Annotated in this window: 20 protein-coding genes and 1 pseudogene; 9 read left to right on the top strand and 12 right to left on the bottom strand. The window is 62.4% G+C overall.

Translation table 11 applies throughout. From position 1 onward, the window contains the following. Positions 1–181, bottom strand: a 181-nt coding sequence (locus P3G66_RS30510) for a DUF1272 domain-containing protein (RefSeq protein WP_276117703.1), incomplete at its 3' end; no start/stop codon positions are given. Positions 182–380: 199 nt separating this feature from the next. Here P3G66_RS30510 and P3G66_RS30505 point away from each other — a divergent pair. From P3G66_RS30505 to P3G66_RS30485, 5 genes and pseudogenes are all read left to right on the top strand, one after another. Beyond that, positions 381–614 (top strand): hypothetical protein, encoded by a 234-nt coding sequence (locus tag P3G66_RS30505; protein ID WP_276117701.1) that lies wholly within the window; start codon positions 381–383, stop codon positions 612–614. After that, positions 611–1,594 (top strand): NADPH:quinone oxidoreductase family protein, encoded by a 984-nt coding sequence (locus tag P3G66_RS30500; RefSeq protein WP_276117700.1) that lies wholly within the window; start codon positions 611–613, stop codon positions 1,592–1,594. The genes P3G66_RS30505 and P3G66_RS30500 overlap by 4 nt, the downstream gene beginning before the upstream one ends. A 258-nt stretch (positions 1,595–1,852) precedes the next feature. Next, positions 1,853–1,936 (top strand): annotated as a pseudogene (locus tag P3G66_RS30495) (3-hydroxyacyl-CoA dehydrogenase); the annotation flags it as partial. A 115-nt stretch (positions 1,937–2,051) separates the two neighbouring features. Continuing rightward, positions 2,052–3,209: an acyl-CoA dehydrogenase family protein gene (locus tag P3G66_RS30490; protein ID WP_276117699.1), complete on the top strand. Its 1,158-nt coding sequence runs from the start codon at positions 2,052–2,054 to the stop codon at positions 3,207–3,209. A 583-nt stretch (positions 3,210–3,792) separates the two neighbouring features. After that, positions 3,793–4,071: a hypothetical protein gene (locus tag P3G66_RS30485; RefSeq protein ID WP_276117698.1), complete on the top strand. Its 279-nt coding sequence runs from the start codon at positions 3,793–3,795 to the stop codon at positions 4,069–4,071. A 52-nt stretch (positions 4,072–4,123) separates the two neighbouring features. On the opposite strand, the gene P3G66_RS30480 is transcribed toward P3G66_RS30485, so the two are convergent. The 4 genes from P3G66_RS30480 to P3G66_RS30465 all read right to left on the bottom strand — a co-directional run bounded on the left by P3G66_RS30480 (position 4,124) and on the right by P3G66_RS30465 (position 7,837). Beyond that, a complete protein-coding gene (locus tag P3G66_RS30480; protein WP_276117697.1) occupies positions 4,124–4,780 on the bottom strand; it encodes a TetR/AcrR family transcriptional regulator in 657 nt (218 codons plus the stop codon). Positions 4,781–4,899: 119 nt separating this feature from the next. After that, entirely contained in the window at positions 4,900–6,279 is a 1,380-nt protein-coding gene (locus P3G66_RS30475; protein WP_276117696.1) for a phosphotransferase family protein, read from the bottom strand. Next, positions 6,270–7,454: an acyl-CoA dehydrogenase family protein gene (locus P3G66_RS30470; protein ID WP_276117695.1), complete on the bottom strand. Its 1,185-nt coding sequence runs from the start codon at positions 7,452–7,454 to the stop codon at positions 6,270–6,272. The genes P3G66_RS30475 and P3G66_RS30470 overlap by 10 nt, the downstream gene beginning before the upstream one ends. Continuing rightward, positions 7,451–7,837 (bottom strand): nuclear transport factor 2 family protein, encoded by a 387-nt coding sequence (locus P3G66_RS30465; RefSeq protein WP_276117694.1) that lies wholly within the window; start codon positions 7,835–7,837, stop codon positions 7,451–7,453. The genes P3G66_RS30470 and P3G66_RS30465 overlap by 4 nt, the downstream gene beginning before the upstream one ends. 181 nt (positions 7,838–8,018) lie before the next feature. Between P3G66_RS30465 and P3G66_RS30460 the strand changes: the two genes are divergently transcribed. Genes P3G66_RS30460 through P3G66_RS30450 form a run of 3 tightly spaced genes read left to right on the top strand, consistent with a single transcriptional unit; the run spans position 8,019 to position 9,597 of the window. Beyond that, complete coding sequence (locus tag P3G66_RS30460; RefSeq protein ID WP_276117693.1) at positions 8,019–8,582, top strand: VOC family protein; 564 nt, start codon at positions 8,019–8,021, stop codon at positions 8,580–8,582. 36 nt (positions 8,583–8,618) lie between these two features. Further along, a complete protein-coding gene (locus P3G66_RS30455) occupies positions 8,619–9,257 on the top strand; it encodes a carboxymuconolactone decarboxylase family protein (protein WP_276117692.1) in 639 nt (212 codons plus the stop codon). A 43-nt stretch (positions 9,258–9,300) separates the two neighbouring features. Next, positions 9,301–9,597, top strand: a complete 297-nt coding sequence (locus P3G66_RS30450; protein WP_276117691.1) for an antibiotic biosynthesis monooxygenase — start codon at positions 9,301–9,303, stop codon at positions 9,595–9,597. A 143-nt stretch (positions 9,598–9,740) separates the two neighbouring features. Here P3G66_RS30450 and P3G66_RS30445 read toward each other — a convergent pair whose 3' ends face one another. The 6 genes from P3G66_RS30445 to P3G66_RS30420 form a co-directional block, all read right to left on the bottom strand. Next, positions 9,741–10,805 (bottom strand): branched-chain amino acid ABC transporter permease, encoded by a 1,065-nt coding sequence (locus tag P3G66_RS30445; protein ID WP_276117690.1) that lies wholly within the window; start codon positions 10,803–10,805, stop codon positions 9,741–9,743. Further along, positions 10,802–11,686 (bottom strand): branched-chain amino acid ABC transporter permease, encoded by an 885-nt coding sequence (locus P3G66_RS30440; RefSeq protein ID WP_276117689.1) that lies wholly within the window; start codon positions 11,684–11,686, stop codon positions 10,802–10,804. The genes P3G66_RS30445 and P3G66_RS30440 overlap by 4 nt, the downstream gene beginning before the upstream one ends. Before the next feature lie 16 nt (positions 11,687–11,702). Then, complete coding sequence (locus P3G66_RS30435) at positions 11,703–12,410, bottom strand: ABC transporter ATP-binding protein (RefSeq protein ID WP_276117688.1); 708 nt, start codon at positions 12,408–12,410, stop codon at positions 11,703–11,705. Next, on the bottom strand, positions 12,407–13,210 hold the full coding sequence (locus P3G66_RS30430) for an ABC transporter ATP-binding protein (protein WP_276117687.1): 804 nt from the start codon (positions 13,208–13,210) through the stop codon (positions 12,407–12,409). Before P3G66_RS30430 ends, P3G66_RS30435 begins: the two co-directional genes overlap by 4 nt. Before the next feature lie 5 nt (positions 13,211–13,215). After that, complete coding sequence (locus tag P3G66_RS30425; RefSeq protein ID WP_276117686.1) at positions 13,216–14,451, bottom strand: ABC transporter substrate-binding protein; 1,236 nt, start codon at positions 14,449–14,451, stop codon at positions 13,216–13,218. Between the two features lie 625 nt (positions 14,452–15,076). Continuing rightward, entirely contained in the window at positions 15,077–16,291 is a 1,215-nt protein-coding gene (locus P3G66_RS30420) for a CaiB/BaiF CoA-transferase family protein (protein ID WP_276117685.1), read from the bottom strand. Positions 16,292–16,424: 133 nt separating this feature from the next. Between P3G66_RS30420 and P3G66_RS30415 the strand changes: the two genes are divergently transcribed. Further along, positions 16,425–17,198 carry a GntR family transcriptional regulator gene (locus P3G66_RS30415; protein WP_276117684.1) on the top strand — a complete coding sequence of 258 codons (774 nt, stop codon included), beginning with the start codon at positions 16,425–16,427 and terminating at the stop codon, positions 17,196–17,198. On the opposite strand, the gene P3G66_RS30410 is transcribed toward P3G66_RS30415, so the two are convergent. Further along, positions 17,124–18,008 (bottom strand): hydroxymethylglutaryl-CoA lyase, encoded by an 885-nt coding sequence (locus tag P3G66_RS30410; RefSeq protein ID WP_276117683.1) that lies wholly within the window; start codon positions 18,006–18,008, stop codon positions 17,124–17,126. The two genes, P3G66_RS30415 and P3G66_RS30410, sit on opposite strands and share 75 nt — an antisense overlap. Between the last annotated feature and the right edge of the window lie 475 nt (positions 18,009–18,483).

Raw genomic sequence — 18,483 nt, 5'->3', positions numbered from 1 at the left:
GACGAATCACTCGGGCCCCCGCGATGCGACGAGGACGCGCGGTCAACTCGCCGCCGCAGTTCGGGCACTCGTTGTCCATCGCCGCTGAGCAGTCGACGCAGAAGGTGCATTCGTAGCTGCATATTGTTGCGGCGGAGGCGTTGTCGAGGCAGGTGCGGCACCTCTCGCAGATTGTTTTCATCGCCAACATCGCCGCTCCTGGAGTCCTCTCGCCTTCCGGCGCAGTGCATCTGTCAGCGTCAGAGAACCACACCTGCCCGGATTCGACCTACACCGGTCACACACCCGACTCCCGGCCACTTCAGGCGTCCGTGAGGCCCGTCCGGCGCGGTGTTGCGGCACGATGATGTGCACGGTCGATCGGTGATTCGGAGGAAGTAATGAGCAAGGATTTTTACACTGCGTCGGAGCTGGCGGATCTGGGCTATGTGTCCGAGCGTCTGAGGTCGGTGTTCGGTGAACCCGATTCCGTCGACGGGGAGCTGCGTTGGGATGCCGACACCGTTGTTGCCGTCGAGCGAGATGAGATGCAAGGCCTATCGACTGAAATCTTTACAACTGGCTGGCGAGCCAATAGCTATGCCAACCACCCGACAGGAGGAGATGAACGATGAGTCGCATATGGACGGTGGACACACTTGGGGAGCCGATCGACGTTCTCATGCTTCGGACACGGGCAATCCCCAGCCCGGGGCCGGGAGAGGTCGTGGTGGATATGGGGGCGTGTTCCCTCAATTTTCCCGATGTGTTGCTGTGTCGGGGTGCCTATCAACAGAAGCCAGATATCCCGTTTACCCCAGGACTAGAGGCAGCAGGCACTGTCGCTGATGTGGGCCCGAATGTCGTTGGCCTCAGTAGTGGGCAAAAGGTGATCGTGATCCCGCAGCTTCCCGCCGGCGGACTTGCCGATCAGATTCTCATCCCAGCTGAGCACGTGTTCCCGATAGGCGACTCGCTATTACTCACGAAGGCGTCCTGCCTGTTCGGGACTTACCAGACGGCACACTTCGGCTTGCACCGACGAGCTGCGCTCCGACCGGGCGAAACATTACTCGTACATGCCGGTGCTGGTGGTGTGGGATCGGCAGCGATCCAACTGGGAAAGGCTGCGGGCGCGCGTGTAATCGCGACGGCTGGCGGGAAGGAAAAGACCGCGCTACTTCCTGGCGTCGGCGCTGACGTCGCGATCGACTACTCCACCGAGGACTTCACAGAACGGGTGATGGACGAAACGCACGGCCGTGGAGTTGACGTCGTCCTCGACCCGGTGGGCGGCGAGGTCTTGAGCAAAAGCATTCGATGCACTGCGTGGGAAGGCCGCGTCGTGGTCGCTGGCTTCGCCGGTGGAGAGATCCCCAAGATCGCCGCCAACCGGATTCTCCTGCGGAATATCAGCCTAGTGGGACTTCACTGGGGTCCATACACGCAACACGCACCGCACCTAGTGAAGCAAACCTTGGACGACTTGCTCGCCCTCCTAGCCGACAGCAGAATCGATCCGATGGTCGACGTGCGACAGTTCGCAGAAGCACCCCAAGCGCTCGAAGATCTGGCTCACAGACGAACGGTCGGCAAAGTCGTCATCGAACGCTGAATCCGGCATTGCACTACATACATAGCGACTCGGAGTCACGCTCTCCAACAAGAGGCCGGAGCACTCGGGTGGGCCCGTTAGGCTCTAGGCCTACGCCTGCGACCATGCGCCTCTGATCGGCCACTCCGTCACCAACCTCGGGCCCTGAGAACCCTTGTTCGGCAGGATAATCGCCACACCGATGCTGGAGTGCCTGAGCCGTACTTGAAGCTGTTGCACCGCGTCGCGGAGGGACGAATAACTCGTTCAGAGCCGTAGCTCGCCGCACACATCGTCTCCAACCCGATGCTGAACGGCGAGATAATCCGCCTCGACGGCGCAATTCGCATGACACCGCGCTGATCGTCCTGGAGGGAAGATCAGGTACGAACCGCTGTACCGACGACGCCATGCGCGGGTCGTGTGCCCCTCTGCACCCGTCCCGCGCGACCATTCGATCCCAAAGTAGAGAAAATAGATGCAACGCAAGCACTTCAAAGCCGACCACGAGGACTACCGCGCGACCGTCCGGGAGTTCCTAGCCCGCGAGATCGAACCCCACTACCCGCAGTGGGAGAAAGACCGACTTATCGACCGATCCGCATGGCTCGCTGCAGGCAGGTCCGGCATTCTCGGACTCGCCGTACCCGGCGAATGCGGCGGTGCCGGCGTCACTGACTACCGGTTCCGGCAGGTCGTTTTCGAAGAAATCGCCCGCACCGGCACTACTTCGTTCGGTTCCGGATTGAGCGTGCACGACGACATCGCCATCCCCTACATCTTGCACCTGGGCTCCGCGCAGCAGAAGGCCCGTTGGCTGTCGAAGATGGCCGACGGTGAGGTGATCGGCGCAATCGCGATGACCGAACCCGGCGCAGGCTCGGACCTGCAGGGCATCAAGACCACAGCCGTGCGGGACGGCGAGGAGTGGGTGATCAACGGCCAGAAGACGTTCATCACAAACGGTATTCACTCCGATCTGGTGATCGTGGTGTGCCGCACCGACCCTGGCGCGGGAAGCAAAGGCTTCTCGCTGCTCGTGGTCGAGCGCGACACCCCAGGCTTCAGCCGCGGTCGCAAGCTCCACAAAGTTGGGCTCGCCTCACAAGACACCTCAGAACTGGTTTTCGAAGACGTACGTATTCCGGCCGAGAACTTGCTCGGAACCGAGAGTGGCGGGTTCCGTCATCTGATGGAGAACCTGCCACTCGAGCGGATTTCCATCGCCGTGTCTGCCATCGCGTTGGCCCGCGCGGCCTTCGAGTGGACAAAGAACTACGTGTTCGAGCGAAAGGCTTTCGGAGGACCGATCGGTAATCTGCAGAACACCCGATTCACCCTCGCGGAAATGCGCACGGAGATCGAGGTCACCGAATCGCACATCGACCGTGCGGTTCTCGCGCTGAACGTGGGAGAGCTCACTGACGTCGACGCCTCGATGAGCAAGTGGTGGGCGACCGAACTCCAGAAGCGCGTTGTCGATCGATGCGTGCAGTTGCACGGCGGATACGGCTACATGATGGAGTACCCGATCGGCCGCGCCTACGTCGACTCCAGGATCCAGACCATCTACGGCGGCACCAGTGAGATTATGAAGGAAATCATCGGCCGCGATATCGCCGCCGAATTCCGGTGACAAGAGCTCTCCGAACTCGCCGGCGCAACCGTTTAGCTCGCCTGGTGTGCAAGGACTCCGCCGTCGAACACGGGCACCATCCACGCCGTCGACCCATCCGCGGAGTTGCCGACGTGTTCCCTATGCCCGCGACGCGCTCACGTCGATCGAGCGCTACTCGCAGTAGGTGCCCACCCACGCACCGGAATGCTCAAATAGCACGAGGAGGAGCAGGGCCGGCGCGATGTGAGATCGCTCGGGTCGCCGTCCACGGCTGCTGCGCCCTGGTCTGGTCGAGGTCAACGGGGCGATGCTCCACTGGTGGAGCGAGCTGCTCTACGCGTACTACAGCTGCTCGGAGAACAACGGACCCACCCGGATCGACATCGCCGGGACGACGGCCCCAAGTTGGGCCCGGGGACGTAGGGTTGCTCTTCTTCGAGCGCGACAACTGGAGCTTCGAGTACCTCAACGATCCGAGAAGACCGCCGCCTCCCGCCATTCCGACTATTCGACGTGGACGAGGGCGGGCGATATTGGTTATCTCGACGAGGAAAGGTACCTAATTCCTCACTGATCGGGCGACCTTCAGGGAGCATATCGGGTGGTCAACACCTACCCGCAGCAGATCGAGAGCCGTCTCGGCGAGCACCCCGTGATCTGGGACGTCGCGGTGGTTGGCGTCCCCTACGCCGAGATGGAGCAGTCGGTGCAGGCCGTCGTGCAGTTGATGCCGGGCATTTCACCGTCCGACGATCTGGCCCAAGGCATCGTCGGGTTCGACCGTGGCCGGATCGATCGCTACATGTGCCCACGCGAGGTCAGGTTCGTCGACGCACTTCCCCGCACCGAAACTGGCAAACTGGTGAAACACAGGTTGTAGGCGGGCGGGAAGGCGGTGCCCCCGAGATCGAATCCTGCTCGCGCCGAAATCATTACGCGTGAGTGGAACCGGTGTCATCGGCGTCGAGGCCGAGGGCACCGATACACATCTGGTCCAGCGTGTCGAGCAAGCTCTCCTCGTCCGCATCGTCACCCTGGACAAGCCACAGATATAGGCTGTGGTCGACCATCGCAGCCATGGCACGGGCAGCCATGACCGGATCGAGCGACGCGCGAACATCGCTCTGCTCCTGCCAGCGGGCGATTGCACGAGCCGTCCGATCGATCAGTTGTCGGCGGTGCTCATGGCGTAGTGCGCGGAACTCGTCGTTGAACGTCGCGACCTGCTCGACGATGGCCATCAACTTCGCATTGCGCCGATACGCCTGGTAGTACGAACGGTTCGAGGCGACCAGCCGCTCGGCTGGCGACAGGTCGGTGTCTAGCGGTTCGCGCCGGTGCACATCGTCGAACAGTCGCGTGCTCAACTCCTCGAACACGTCTTCCTTGGAGTCGAAGTACCGGTAGAACGTCCCGTAAGAGACCCCCGCTTCTTGCGCGATCTGCTCGACGCGGGTACCAAGAAAGCCGACCTCCTCAAAGATCTTTCGCGCCGCATCGAGCAAACCGTCCCGAGTCTTTCGACCCCGCGCAGTCAGAGTGGCGACGGACGGCGCCGCAGAGGGTGTGTTGGCAGATGACTTGATCACTCCCGCGACTATCCAACAAAATGACATGACCGTCAATTCATGTTTCCAATTTCGGGCATAGCGTTTCAGCCCCTCCATCGTAGACGCGTCTCGCCGAAGGGGCTGAGGATGATTCTGAATCAGTTCCGTGATGGGAGGAGGGACAAGTGACGGGGGTTCGCCACGCGTAGCCGGGCGAGCACCGCGGTAGAGATCGCTCGGCGGACGGCGGCGTCTGCGTACGAATGTGTCCCCGCCCGAATTCGATCGGCGAGATCGGCCTCGGACTGACATTCGAGGGCCGTGAGTAGGTCCGCCAACTCGGCCGAGCAGTCTCCGGCGCGGAGCTCCCTTCTTGCTGTGCCGAGCAGGTTGACACAGATTCGCAGCGCGTATCGTTCCCGGTCGTGCGCCCCGTCGAGCACTGGGGCGACATCGTCGAGAAGAGCGCCGGTGACAAGCTCGAGGATCTCCGACAAACTCGGGCGGTCGTGCAGCGACGGCGCCGTCACGTCCGGTGGCGGATCGACGACGTCGAGCAAGCCGAGCATAAGAAGCAGGTCGTACTCGGACTCACACACTCGCCGTCCGATCGCGGCCAGCTCGATCGAGTTCTCAGCGCCACCGAGGTGCCGTTGCGATTGGAACTGACTCAGCACCAACCACCGCAGCGTGCCATAGACCTCCCACCAGTGCAGTTCGGCTTCCGACGGCCGGATGCCCGTGGCACGTTCATAGCCGTCGAGTAGCTGTTCCCGGGTACCGATCCCGGCCACCGGCGCCTGCGCACCGAATCGCCATGCACGCACGCAGAGCCAGCCGAGGTCTTCGATCGGATCACCCAGATGGGCGAGTTCCCAGTCCAGCACTCCGCAGATTCCGGCGCCGTCGACAAGCACGTTGCCGAGTCGAAAGTCTCCGTGCACCAGAGCATTCGGGCGTCTGGCAGGCCTATTCTCCCGAAGCCAGCGCAGTCCGACCTCAACCGCTGGACGAGGTTGTTCCAAATCCCGGTACACGGCCTCGGTCGCGTCCAGCGGGTCGCCGGCGTCGAGCATTCCGAGGGTGCTGGTGTCTGCACGGTGGATCTGTCCGAGAACGTTACCCATGTCGTCGGCGAGATGCATCCGCACCTCGTCGAACTCGGAATCCCGCTGCAATTTACGCGGGATCGACTCACCGACAACCATGTCCATCACCAGATACGGGGCATCTATGCCCGGTGCCGCGTCCCCCGATGCGAGGACAGTAGGAACCGGAACACCTGCGGCGGCGGCCGCTCGTAGGCATGCCACCTCTGCCCGCATCCGGTCGGCGTCGCCGTGCCCGGGCGGGTCCCGGCGCAGCACAACGTCCTGCGATTGACCATCTACGCCCCGAACGTCGACCGCCCAGATCTGACGGCTCGCACCGCCGGTCAACTGTCGGGGATCCCCGACAGTGATCTCGTCGCCGAAGGAGTCACTCAGTGCGACGCGAATTCCGTCGCTGAGGCTGCTGGCGGCATGAGTCACAGCCATGGCGCTGCGCCTGGATCGCGCAGCAGTCGACGTGCGGTCGACATGCGGTGCACCTCGTCCGGCCCGTCGTAGACGCGCGCGTAACGTGCTTGCCGGTACATCCGTTCGAGCGGTGTGTCGGAGGTCAGTCCGAGTGCGCCATGCACCTGGATCGCGCGATCGACGACGTCGTGCAGCATCCGGGCACCCCAGAACTTCACCAAGCCAATCTGGATGCGAGCTTCCTCGCCGGTATCCATCACACGGGCCGCATCGAGGGTCATCAGGCGGGCTGCGTGGATCTGCGCTGCGGATTCCGCGATGTACCGGTGAATCTCGCCCTTCTCTGCGAGCAGCGACCCGTGTACGTAACGGGTGTTCGCGCGCTCACACATCAATTCGAATGCACGCTGCGCCTGGCCGAGCCAGCGCATGCAGTGGAAGATCCTGCCGGGGCCCAGTCGGTCCTGAGCGACGACAAAGCCCTTACCCCGTTCGCCGAGGAGGTTGGCCGACGGAACGCGGACATCAGTGAGACGAATCTCGTAGTGATCGCTGGGATCGTGCCCCATGGTCGGTATCGAGCGGACGATCTCGAATCCTGGCGTGTCGGTCGGCACGATGATCGCGCTGATCCGGGAATGCCGCGGCGTCGAATCCGGCTCGGTTCGAGCGAATACCGAGCAATACCCCGCATCTGCCACCCCGCTGGTGAACCACTTGTGCCCGTTGATGACCCACGTGTCGTCGTCGAGTTCAGCGCACGTCTCGATCAGCGTGGGATCGGAGCCTGCCGTGTCCGGTTCGGTCAAGCCGACCGACGGCAGGAACTCGCCCGCGACGATCGGCGGGATCCACCGCTGCTTCTGTTCCTCGGTTCCGTGCTTGTGCAGCATCAGAGTGTCTTGCATCGATACCGAACCGACTGCCAGCTGGCCAAATTCGGAACGACCGATGACCTCGTTGAGGAACACGAAGCCGAGGAAGGGTACACCCCTACCGCCGACGTCTGCCGGGTGCCCGAGCGCCCATAAGCCTAGTTCCTTTGCGCGCGAGCGCAGGTGACCAAGCATATTGTGTGCAACCTCGTCCTCTTTCGCAAGGACGGACTCTACCGGAATCACCTCGTCGTCGATGAATGCGCGTAACCGAGTAGCCAATTCGGCGATGTCGTCTTCGGGTTGGTTAACGATCATGAGTGCCTCCTTGTATCAGCAGCAAGTTGCAGGGGCCGGTTTGCGGCCGAGTCGACGTACTCGTCGATCCGAGAGATCCGCCCATTCTCTACGCGGACGAACAGGCTGGCCGGAATCTCGAGCGGTCCGTGTCCAGGGAGGGTGCCACGCACGACGTGCTGTTGAGCAAATCCGTCGGGCAGCCTATAGCGCCGGATTTCTTCGTAGCGGAAGTTCTCGAGGGTTCGGGAGAGCCAGCGTAGGGTGCGAAGATTCTCCGCGACCGTCTGCTCCTGTCCGTCGTCGTTATGCCAGATACGTGCGTCCGGCGAATACAGTTCGGTGAGCGTCGCTTCATCACCACCGGAGACGGCGGCGAAAAACCGATCTGCGAAGTCTTTCATGCGAAAATGCTTCTCCTCAAGGCAGTTACAGCGCACAAGCTGCGGTCTCTCACCCCGCCCGCAAGGAGTTGGTGTTGACAGACGACTTGCGTATGGACAAACTATCCAAGAACATGACATGACTGTCAAGTCATATTATTGACACGTTTCGCGCCATGCCATTCCCCCCGAAAGGATCGCAATGAACGCCAATCCGAAGTTCGAATTCCGCGGAATCAATCACCTCGCACTTGTGTGCTCGGATATGCAGCGCACCGTCGACTTCTACTCGGGAACCCTGGGTATGCCGCTCGTCAAGACGCTCGATCTTCCCGGTAACCTCGGACAGCATTTCTTCTTCGATTGTGGAAACGGAGACACGCTGGCGTTCTTCTGGCTGGCGGATGCTCCCGACGCAGTTCCCGGAATCTCCGCCCCGGCCGGACTGCCTGACCGGGACGAACTTGTCAGCGCTGTCGGCTCGATGAATCACGTTGCCTTTGCCGTCCCGCCGGAGAAGTTCGACGAGTACCGCAAGCTACTCAAAGCCGACGGTATACCGCTGAGCATTACTCTCAACCACGACGACAGTCCGGAGGGCGCTTCACGAGAGATCCATGAGGGCACCTTCGTCCGGTCCTTCTACTTCCAGGACCCCGATGGCGTACTTCTCGAATTTGCTTGCTGGACAAAGAAGTTCACCGAGTCCGACGTCGCACACACGCCGAAGACCGCAGCAGACCGGACCGTTCCCAGCGCGTCCTGACGTCCCGAGCTTCTTGAAAATCCGAAAGGAATCTGCATGCCACGTCTTCGCGAAATCCCCCGCTCCGAGGTATCGGACGAGAAGATTCTCTTCTTCTACGACCGTCTGTTCGGCCCCGACAAGGATCCCGCCGTCGATCACGGCACTATCCACGCCACCCCCGGTGACTGGTGGACCGTATTCGCCCAGTCCTCCGACGTTTTCCGTCATGCCGTCAAAGGATTCGCGCTGTATCGCAACGCAGACCTCGATCCCCTTCTGCGTGAACTCGGCCAGGCACGCGCCGGGTACGCTCGCGGCAGCCAATTCGTCTTCTCCCAGCACTGTAAGCAGATGCGTTCCCTGGGCATGACCGAAGAGAAGATTGCCGCACTCCCACACTGGCAGGTCAGCGACCTGTTCAGCGACATCGAACGCGCCGTTCTCGCCTACACCGACGGACTCGTCTACGATGGCGGGCGCGTACCCGACGAGGTCTTCGCCGTCCTTGAGGCGCACCTGTCCGACAAGCAGATCATGGAACTGACGTACATCACCTGCATGTACGACATGCACGCCACCATCTGCCGAGCCCTGAAACTCGAATTCGACGATCGCCCCGAACTCATCGAGGAAGTCCGGATACCCGAGGGCGTCGTAGTCGCCGACCTTTCTGCCGACCTTGCCGGAGAATGACCAACTAATCTTCATCGAGGACATCTATAGGTAGGGACTGACCATGGAACTTATTGCCATCCTAGAACTTTCATTCAAGCCGGACTCCCTCGAAGCCGCACGTGCGGTAATGGCGCGAGTGCTCGAGGAAACGCGATCATTCCCCGGTTGCATTTCTGTGAAGACAGTAGTCGACAGCAAGAATCCCACCACGTGGCGATTTGTCGAAACCTGGGAATCCGCCAAGCACGACGCGGATTACCGCAAGTTCCGCGCCGGCGAGGGCGCTATCATCGATCTCGGCCCACTGCTCGCAGGCGCACCGTCGCTCAAGACGGGAACCGCCGACCCAGGCTTGTGATCGACCGGCCCTGGCCGTTGGTATGAGAGCGACGACGCGCGGTAAACGGTCGCAGAATACGAAGAAGGTCTCCTGTCGTGACATCACAGACAGGAGACCTTCTTCGTTCGTGTACTGGGCTGCCCCTTCTGGCTTGCCACCGGTCAGGGCGTGACTACCAGTTCCTGGGAATCCTGGTCCACCGAGGACGCCTTCCGGCGTGCAGTGCCTCGGCCCGGGATTTGGGCGACGACCGGACCTAGCGCCCACCGGACGAGGCTGATCAGTCCGTACGGGAGCACGAAGATGAACAAAATCAACGTGGCACCGTAAGTCATGCCGGCCGCTGACTGGTTGATGTCGGCCGTCCACTGGGGCACGTACACCACGAAGAACGCGCCGAAGACGACACCAGGAACAGTGCCGAGTCCGCCGACGACAATCAGCGTGATGAACGCGATGGCCAACGGAAGTCCGAACGCCTCCGGGCCCACGTACTGGACCACGAGGCTGTAGAGCACACCGCCGAGCCCGGCGAGCGCCGCGCTGAGCGCGAACACCGTCGTCTTCGTCCGAGTAGCCGGGACACCGAGGGTGGTCGCGACGGCCTCGTAGTCCCGGATTGCGATGAGCGACCGTCCGATTCGACCTGTCGACAGTCGGCGCACCACGAAGTATGAAACCGCGGCGACCGCCAGGCACAGGTAGTACACCCACTGGTCGCGTTCGAGCCCGGTGAACGCCGGCGCCTGCGCGCCGGTGACGTTGATTCCGGCCTGCCCGTCGGTGACATGTTCGAACCGCTTGATCACCGCAGGCGTCACCAGCGCGAGACCCAATGTGGCGAGCGCCAACTGGAGTCCGTGCAGGCGCAACGCGGGTAATCCGAATAGGTATCCCACGATGTAGCAGAGTACGAAAGCGATCGGCAGCAGAAGCGGATACGGCACACCATGGTTCTCGATCAGGACTGCACTCAGGTAGGCCCCAACCGCGAAAAAAAAGCCGTGGCCCAGTGAAATCTGACCGGTATTGCCGGTCAACAGGTTCAGCCCCAGCCCGACCACGACGTACACGAGCACCATCGACCTGTCGAAGTTGACGTACGGCGCCGAAATCAACGGCGCCACCGCAGCCACGAGCAGCGCAGTCGCGACTAACGTACGGGACAGCCAGCGCGGCGCGTCGAGCTCGGCGCGAGGTTGACGTAGCAGTTCCAGGATTCTCATACCCGCGCCACCTTTCGTGCACCGAACAGACCCTCGGGCTTGAGCAGAAGAACACCGAGGATCAAAATCAACGCCACCGACTGTTTGAAGTCGTGGCCGATCCACGAGATGTATGTGCCTGCAAGGTTTTCCGCGACACCGACGATCAGGCCGCCAACGAGTGCCCCGACCGGGCTGTCCAGCCCACCGAGCACAGCCGCGGCGAACGCGTAGATCAATGAAGCGACCAGCATGTTCGGCTGGAGTAGCAGTTGCGGAGCAGCCAGCGAAGCCGCGAGAGCGCCGATGGCCGCAGCCAATCCCCACCCGATCGTCAGCATCCGACCGACCGGGATACCGATTAACTGTGCCGAGTCCGGGTTGCCGGCTGCCGCCCGCATCGCGAGACCGACCTTGGTCCGCTGGAACAACCAGAACAGCGCTACCGCCACAACCATGACCGCGGCCAGAATCACGAGCGACTGTCGGGAGATCACTATCGGGCCGAGCATGATCACGGCCCCGGAGACCGCTGTCGGGAACTGCTTGCTCTGCACCCCCCAGATCCACCCGGCGGCGCTGTTGAGCACGAGCATCAGGCCCAGCGTGATGATGACCAACGGCATGTGATTCGGAGAAGATGCCAACGGCCGGACCAGAACCCGCTCAGTCACCGCGCCACCGACGAACGCCACCGCCATCGCTCCGAGGATAGCGAGGTACAGCGGCGCACCCCATTGATGGAATTGCCACGCGAAGAACGCCGAGAACATAGCCATCTCGCCCTGCGCGAAGTTCACGATCCCGGACGCCCGATAGACCAGGACGATGCTCAACGCGAATGCGCCGTACAGGGCACCCCAAGTGAGCCCGTCCACCAATTGTTGAAGAAATACCTGCATGACCTAACTCCTGTGCTCAGTATCCGAGGTAGGCGCGTCGCACCGACTCGTCTTGCGCGAAGTCGGCGGCGGGACGCTGGGCCACGACGCGGCCCGAGTCGACGAGCACCGCGGACGTCCCGATCTCGAGGGCCAGGTGCGCGTTCTGTTCGACGACGAGAATCGTGGTCCCGGTTTCCTGCTTGATGCGGCCGAGCGCGGCGAATACCTCCTGGGTGATGCGCGGCGCGAGACCCAGGGACGGCTCGTCGAGGAGCAACAACCGCGGCCTCGCGACGAGGGCCCGAGCGATCGCGAGCATCTGCTGCTCCCCGCCGCTGAGCCCCGCCGCCAACTGGCGGCGACGTTCACGCAAGCGGGGAAAGAAGTTGTACCACTGCTCGATCGCCCGCTCGGTGACAGCGGCCGTCGTCGCGTATCCCCCGATTCGCAGGTTCTCCTCCACTGTCAAGTCGCCGAACGTGCCCCGTCCCTGCGGGACGTGCGCTACGCCGAGACGTGCGATCCGGTCGGTGCCCATTCCGGTGATGTCGCGGCCGTCGAACGAGACCCGTCCGCTGGTACGCACCATCCCGCAGATGGACCGGAGAATCGTGGTCTTGCCGGCGCCGTTCGCCCCGAGGATCACCGTCACCGCGTCCACGGGTACCTCGAACTCGATGCCGTGCAACACTTCCGCGCTGCCGTAACGAGCATGCAGCCCCTCGACTGTCAGTAAATTCATGCCGCACCTCCCAGATATGCCTCGACGACCTCCGGATGGACGGCGACCTCGGCCGGAATGCCCTCGGTGACCTTCTGCCCGAAGTTCAGGACGACAACCCGATCCGAGATCGACATCACCATCGCCATGTGGTGTTCGACGAGCAGCACCGAGAATCCTCGCTCGTCGCGGAGTCGCCGGATGGTGTCGGCGAGTTCGAGGACCTCTTCGTGGATCAGACCGTTCGCCGGTTCGTCGAGCATCAACAGGCGAGGGCGCTGCATCAGGGCGCGAGCCAGTTCGATCCGCTTCAAGGTGCCGTAGGGCAGTGTGCCCGCTGGTTCTCTTCCGACTTGGGCGAGGTTCATCGACTCGAGCAGGGCCCATGCCTCCTTTCGCTCCCGATGTTCCTCGCGGCGTGTGAGGGGCAGGCCCAGGGCACTGCCGAGGAATCCTGACCGGGTACGTGAGTAGGCTCCGGTGAGAACATTCTCGACTACCGTCATCGTCGGGAACAGTCCGATGTTCTGGAAGGTCCGCGCGATCCCGACGTCGGCAATCGCATCTGCCGACAGGGCCAAGAGATCGTTATCCCCGAAGGTGATCCGACCCGAGTCAGGCTGGTACAGCCTGCTGATGCAGTTGAACATCGTCGTTTTACCCGCACCGTTCGGTCCGATCAGACCGACGATCTGCCCAGGCGCGATCGTGAAGGATGGCCCGTTCAGCGCGACGACGCCACCGAAACGGAGCGTGACGTCCTCCACCCGCAGCGCGGGCACCTCGCCGGCGGCGCTGCCGACCTCCCTCGCGTCCTGCACCGCCGTCACTTCCCGGTGCTGCGTGTGACCACAGCGTCGTAGTGCCAGCTTCCGCCGTGGAACGTCATCGGCGCCATCGAGGTGATCGAGTAGGGGTAGTCGGATGCGGTGTCGAAGGTGACGCCCTCGATGGACAGGTCCGTTGTCACACCATGCAGGTTCTGGACCGCGTCAATCAGATCTGAACGGGTGCAGCCATTCATCTCTTCGAGCGCGGTGACCAGAAGCTGAGCTGTGTTGTAGCCGGTGGCGGCGATAGTGTCCGTGGTCTTGAACTTGCCCGAGTTCCGTTCGGCGAAGGCGCGCCACTTCTGCACACCTGGCTTGGCGTCGTGGTCCTTGCTGCTGACGTCGTAGATCCAGTAGAAGGAGTGAACACCCTCGGCCGCGTCGAGCCCCGCCGGGGCGAGCACGAAATTCGTGTCGGTCGCGCCGGAGTAGATATAGGTGTCGGGCTTCCAGTTCAGTTCGTGTGCCTTCTTGAGGGACTGTGTGACGAAACTGGCGGTCGCGAAGTTCACGAACACGTCGGCGCCGGAGTTCGCGAGGTTCACCACCTGAGAGTCCACCGAAGGCGTCATCTGCTCGTAGGACTGCTGGGCCACGATCTGTGTTCCGCTGCCCGCCAGGGCGGACTTCAGCGCGTCGAGGCTACCGTTTCCGAGGCTGTCGTTCGGGTAGAGCACCGCAATCTTTGCCTGCGGGTGATCGCGAAGGACTTGCTTGGCACGCTCAGAAACCTCCCACCCGGTCTGAGGATTCACCGCACCGGCCACGACGGGTCGTTTGTCAATCGTGGCAAGCAGTTCATCGGTGCCAGTCATCGGAAACACGAGCGGGACGTTCTTCTGCGTCAGGTAGTCCACGACCGCGAGGGTCGAGGCGGTACCGACCAAGTTCTGGATCGCGAACACCTGCTCCTGCTCCACCAGCGAGCGGACGTTGCTGACGGTGCGGGCAGGATCGTATCCATCGTCCATCGCAGTGTAGGAGATCGTACGAGTCTTGCCGTCGCCCATGGCAACTCCGCCAGAAGCATTGATCTCGTCGAACAGCGCGGATGCAGCGGTCGCCTGGGGCCCAGCGACCGACTGCATGAGGCTGGTGCCGAACCGGATCTCAGTGTCGGAGATACCGGGGTCGCAGTCGCCCATGGCGGCGTTGGTCTCGCGGCCGGAACAGGCCGTCAGGACAGCAGTGGCACACAGGGCTGTCAGGCCCACGGCGAGAGTGCGTTTCATGGTCGCTCCGTTGATTGAGGTGTGGTGTGTGTTGGGTCCGGAAGCAGTCCGTACCGCATCTCGGGCAGAACTGAGTTGGGGCGACGCCGTACCGTCGCCGATGCAAAAAGATCAGGATCAGACCGACGACCAGGAGGTGCGGTCGCGGAAGTCTCGTCCGAGGGTCTCGCCGGTGACGTACTCGGCGACGTCGAGGAACAACATTCAAGCGCTCCTTCGTTTCGGTCTGAACAGGACAAGATTCGATCTGACAGTGAGGGGTGCGAGTTGGGAAGCCGTCTCCGCATATGCACAGCAATGTGAAGTCCAAAAGTAATGACGTGACAGTCATGTCATTATTGCCCAAAGTGTGACGGTCAACACGCCTCGTGTCAACCTGCCGAGCCCGTACCTCCCCGTCCGATCACTCTCCCAAACCGCTCGATCGATGCAATTCGTGAGCACAAACGTGCTGACATTCAAAGGGATCCATCGGAATCCGGCCGACAGAGCGCATCACCCACCCCGGCGGACACAACGGTGGGCCCCACACGGTCCGTGTGAGGCCCACTGCAATTCGGGTTCCCGGGAGCCGCCGCATGAATCAGTCAGCTACGCCGATAACAGCGCCGATCGGGAATGGATGTCAGCGGGTCGCCTGAGCTGCGGTACCGGCAGACCTCAAGTCGGCCCATCGGCTGTCGTCCACACCCACCAGTGTGGCGAGCACTTCACGGGTGTGCTCGCCGAGAGCCGGCCCTGGCACAGGAGTCGCCGGTTTCGACCGGGAGAACTTCGGCACGACGCCGGCGGCCGGGACTGCCACACCGAACTGGTTGACCAGGCGAATCACCATATCCCGCGCGGCATAGTGCGAGTCAGCGAGCATGTCCGGGGCGGTGTAGATCCGCCCGGCCGGAACGCCGTTGTCCTCCATAACCTTCAACAGCACATCGGAACTCAGCGTAGTTGTCCAGGAACCGATGATGGCATCGACCTCGGCAATGTTGTCGCCACGCGGGCCGTGTTCGGCGAACCTCGGGTCATCGGCGAGCTCAGGCTGGCCCATCGCGCCACAGAGCCTGCGGAAGACGGTGTCGGCATTGGCTGCAATGATCACGTCGGCTCCGTCAGACGTGGGGTATACGTTCGACGGAGCAACTCGGGGTAGCACCGATCCGGTACGGCCGCGGGTAACTCCGGCGATTTCGTGGTCGGCCATCGTAGATTCCATCAGGGCCGCCACCGCCTCGTAGATCGCGACATCCACCTCTTGGCCGCGACCACTGGCGGAACGCTCGTGAACCGCGGCCAGTGTTCCGATCACCGCGAAGAGAGCCGCCAGAGAATCCCCAAGACTGATACCCACGCGGGTGGAAGGAAGTCCAGGATTGCCCGTCGTATGCCGTATGCCGCCCATCGCCTCCCCGACACTACCGAAACCGGCATCCGTCGCGCGCGGCCCGTTCTGACCGAACCCCGAGACATGGACGAGGATGATCTTCGGGTTGATTGCAGAGAGAGCCGAATAGTCCAGTTCCCACTTTGCGAGCGCGCCGGGCCTGAAGTTCTCGAGCACGATATCGGCTTCGGCGACCAGCTTACGAATCAGCTCCCGCCCCTCGGGCTGACGCAGGTCGATCGCAACCGACTTCTTGTTCCGCGCGATGGAGGGCCACCACAGGCTTTCGCCGTTGACCGTGACACCCCACCGTCGCATCGAATCGCCGGAACCGGGCGCCTCGACCTTGAGGACCTCGGCCCCGTAATCGCCCAGCAGCTGCCCCGCGAAGGGGCCGGCGATGAAACTCCCCAGTTCGAGTACGCGTAGACCGCTGAGCGGACCAATAGATGTAGCCATGCAACAATCGTACACAATTTAGTTCAATCAAGGGCATTTCCACGCATGTAACGCTGTTACTGCATACAAAAAATGCCAGGGCTGTCGCGATAGGCTGGCCGTGATTCGACTCCATATACGACGAAGAGGCACCGTGACAACCACACCGCAGGCACCGGGGCAGGCCGCCTACTCTCAGATCCGCCAAGCGATCGTAGAAGGGCGTTACAGACCCGGTCAGCGTCTGATCGAACAACGGATCGCCGAACAGTTCTCCCTGTCCCGCACACCTGTCCGCGAGGCGCTTCGACGACTCGAGGCCGAGGGTCTCGTGCTCAGCGAACCGAACCGGGGAGCCATCGTGCGAACCCTGTCTATTGCAGATGTATCGGACTTGTACGGACTTCGCGCCCGGCTCGAGGCATACGCCGCCGAACTGGCGGCCGACCGCATCGATCTCGACACACTGGGGTTGCTCGACGCAGGGATCGACGCTTTCGCTCGCGCCCTGACAGCCACGACGGCGGACTTGGTCGATCGGGTTCGCGCCGTCGACACCGCGAACAGCCATATCCACCGGGCAATCATGTCTGCGGCCAAGCACGAGCGGCTGAGCCGTTTGCTGGAACGCACCACCGACGTCCCGCTGGTCTTCCAGGCGTTCCGTCAATATGATCGCGCCCAAACCGAGCGGTCACACCTGTTTCACCAGCTCATCCGTGACGCAATCGTGGCCAGCGACGGGCCGCGGGCATCTGCCCTGATGCACGAGCACGTCCTCCAAGGCCGCGACGTGCTTCTCGCCCATCTCGCCGCAACAGACAGCGACGAGGTGGCCGAGTTATTCGGCACATCAACTCGGGAAGCTGCCGGCGCGAGCGAGCTGGCCGGGAACCCGAACTCCGAGCACCCCACTGAGCCAGTCTGACGCATCGATCAACTCGGGCAGCTGGGCACCCGAGTCGATGTCACTGCGGTCGAGAAGATAGACCAGGTCCTCGGTCGCGATGTTGCCAGTGGCATCTGGAGCGAAGGGACATCCGCCGATCCCACCGATCGAAGAGTCCAGAACCGTGACCCCCGCGTTGATGGCTGCAACAGCGTTCGCGTAACCGGTGTTTCGAGTGTTGTGAAAGTGGGCGCGTAGCCGGATTCCGGGCGCGATCGCCGCAGTCCCTGTGATCAACCGGGAAACCTGTGTGGGCACTCCAACGCCGATCGTGTCGGCAAGCGCAATTTCATCCACCCCGAGCGCGGCCATCTGCCCGGCTAGGGCGAGGATCGCGGACTCGGAAATCTCCCCCTCAAACGGACAACCGAATGCAGTGGCGATGGTGACCGACACCCCGATTCCAGCAGTACGAGCATCGTCGACGAGATCCCGCACCGTCTGAACCGAGTCCGCAACCGACATGCGCTGGTTGCGCTGACTGAATGTCTCGGACGCCACGACGACACAGTTGACCTCGTTCACGCCCGCCATCACTGCACGATCGAACCCGCGACGGTTGAGTACGAGGCCGCTGTAGGAGACGTCGGCGCAGCGCGGCACCCCGGCCATGACCGCCTCCGCATCGGCCATCTGCGGAACCGCAGCCGGGTGCACGAAGCTTGTCGCTTCGATGCGACGCAGACCGGACGCGATAGCGCGCTCGATGAGCGCAATCTTATCGGCGGTCGTAACGTGCACCGCCTCGTTCTGCAATCCGTCCCGAGGGCTCACCTCGACGATATCCACGGAGTATCCCCTTCCCTTGCAGCTCTGTCCGCCAGGCTGCACGCCAGGCTTCGGTAACATTGCATACAATACAATCCCCTTCGCCAACAAGAACGGACCGCTAGTCCAGTAGGTGCAGCGGCCGTCGACTCGCCGTCGGGGAGACCGACACACTCGCACGGCGACTACGTTCCACCGCACCTTGACGGCAGAGTCGGCGCCACGCTGCGAGTGGCGAACCTTCTGCGGTAATCAGGTTGCGACGAGAGTTCGTCAGATTCCCATACGGTTTGCAATGCAGCATCATTGGAAACGAACGCTGAACTGGGTGGAGACATCCCGAGGAAGCCGCTCGCCCCCTCGACCGGCACTATGCACCCATCTCCGGCAGCCCGGCGCAAAGCGCAACCCATTGCGCTTCCACAACCCGTCACGCGTCCGAACTCCCCTTCCGAGCTCCCCTTAATGCTCTCGGCTGTCGGCCCGAACAATTCGA

The sequence above is a fragment of the Rhodococcus sp. C3V genome, from assembly GCF_029269915.1.
GTDB lineage: Bacteria > Actinomycetota > Actinomycetes > Mycobacteriales > Mycobacteriaceae > Rhodococcus_F > Rhodococcus_F qingshengii.
Note: the sequence above shows the minus strand (reverse complement) of the source record. Positions and strands in the feature narration are given on the sequence as shown.

What these genes read in the sequence shown, in the direction of transcription:
- P3G66_RS30470 (WP_276117695.1), bottom strand. Translation starts at nt 7,454, where the DNA reads ATGATCGTTAACCAACCCGAAGACGACATCGCCGAATTGGCTACTCGG.
- P3G66_RS30450 (WP_276117691.1), top strand. Translation starts at nt 9,301, where the DNA reads ATGGAACTTATTGCCATCCTAGAACTTTCATTCAAGCCGGACTCCCTC.
- P3G66_RS30460 (WP_276117693.1), top strand. Translation starts at nt 8,019, where the DNA reads ATGAACGCCAATCCGAAGTTCGAATTCCGCGGAATCAATCACCTCGCA.
- P3G66_RS30455 (WP_276117692.1), top strand. Translation starts at nt 8,619, where the DNA reads ATGCCACGTCTTCGCGAAATCCCCCGCTCCGAGGTATCGGACGAGAAG.
- P3G66_RS30425 (WP_276117686.1), bottom strand. Translation starts at nt 14,451, where the DNA reads ATGAAACGCACTCTCGCCGTGGGCCTGACAGCCCTGTGTGCCACTGCT.
- P3G66_RS30475 (WP_276117696.1), bottom strand. Translation starts at nt 6,279, where the DNA reads ATGGCTGTGACTCATGCCGCCAGCAGCCTCAGCGACGGAATTCGCGTC.
- P3G66_RS30420 (WP_276117685.1), bottom strand. Translation starts at nt 16,291, where the DNA reads ATGGCTACATCTATTGGTCCGCTCAGCGGTCTACGCGTACTCGAACTG.
- P3G66_RS30445 (WP_276117690.1), bottom strand. Translation starts at nt 10,805, where the DNA reads ATGAGAATCCTGGAACTGCTACGTCAACCTCGCGCCGAGCTCGACGCG.
- P3G66_RS30490 (WP_276117699.1), top strand. Translation starts at nt 2,052, where the DNA reads ATGCAACGCAAGCACTTCAAAGCCGACCACGAGGACTACCGCGCGACC.
- P3G66_RS30500 (WP_276117700.1), top strand. Translation starts at nt 611, where the DNA reads ATGAGTCGCATATGGACGGTGGACACACTTGGGGAGCCGATCGACGTT.
- P3G66_RS30505 (WP_276117701.1), top strand. Translation starts at nt 381, where the DNA reads ATGAGCAAGGATTTTTACACTGCGTCGGAGCTGGCGGATCTGGGCTAT.
- P3G66_RS30435 (WP_276117688.1), bottom strand. Translation starts at nt 12,410, where the DNA reads ATGAATTTACTGACAGTCGAGGGGCTGCATGCTCGTTACGGCAGCGCG.
- P3G66_RS30440 (WP_276117689.1), bottom strand. Translation starts at nt 11,686, where the DNA reads ATGCAGGTATTTCTTCAACAATTGGTGGACGGGCTCACTTGGGGTGCC.
- P3G66_RS30465 (WP_276117694.1), bottom strand. Translation starts at nt 7,837, where the DNA reads ATGAAAGACTTCGCAGATCGGTTTTTCGCCGCCGTCTCCGGTGGTGAT.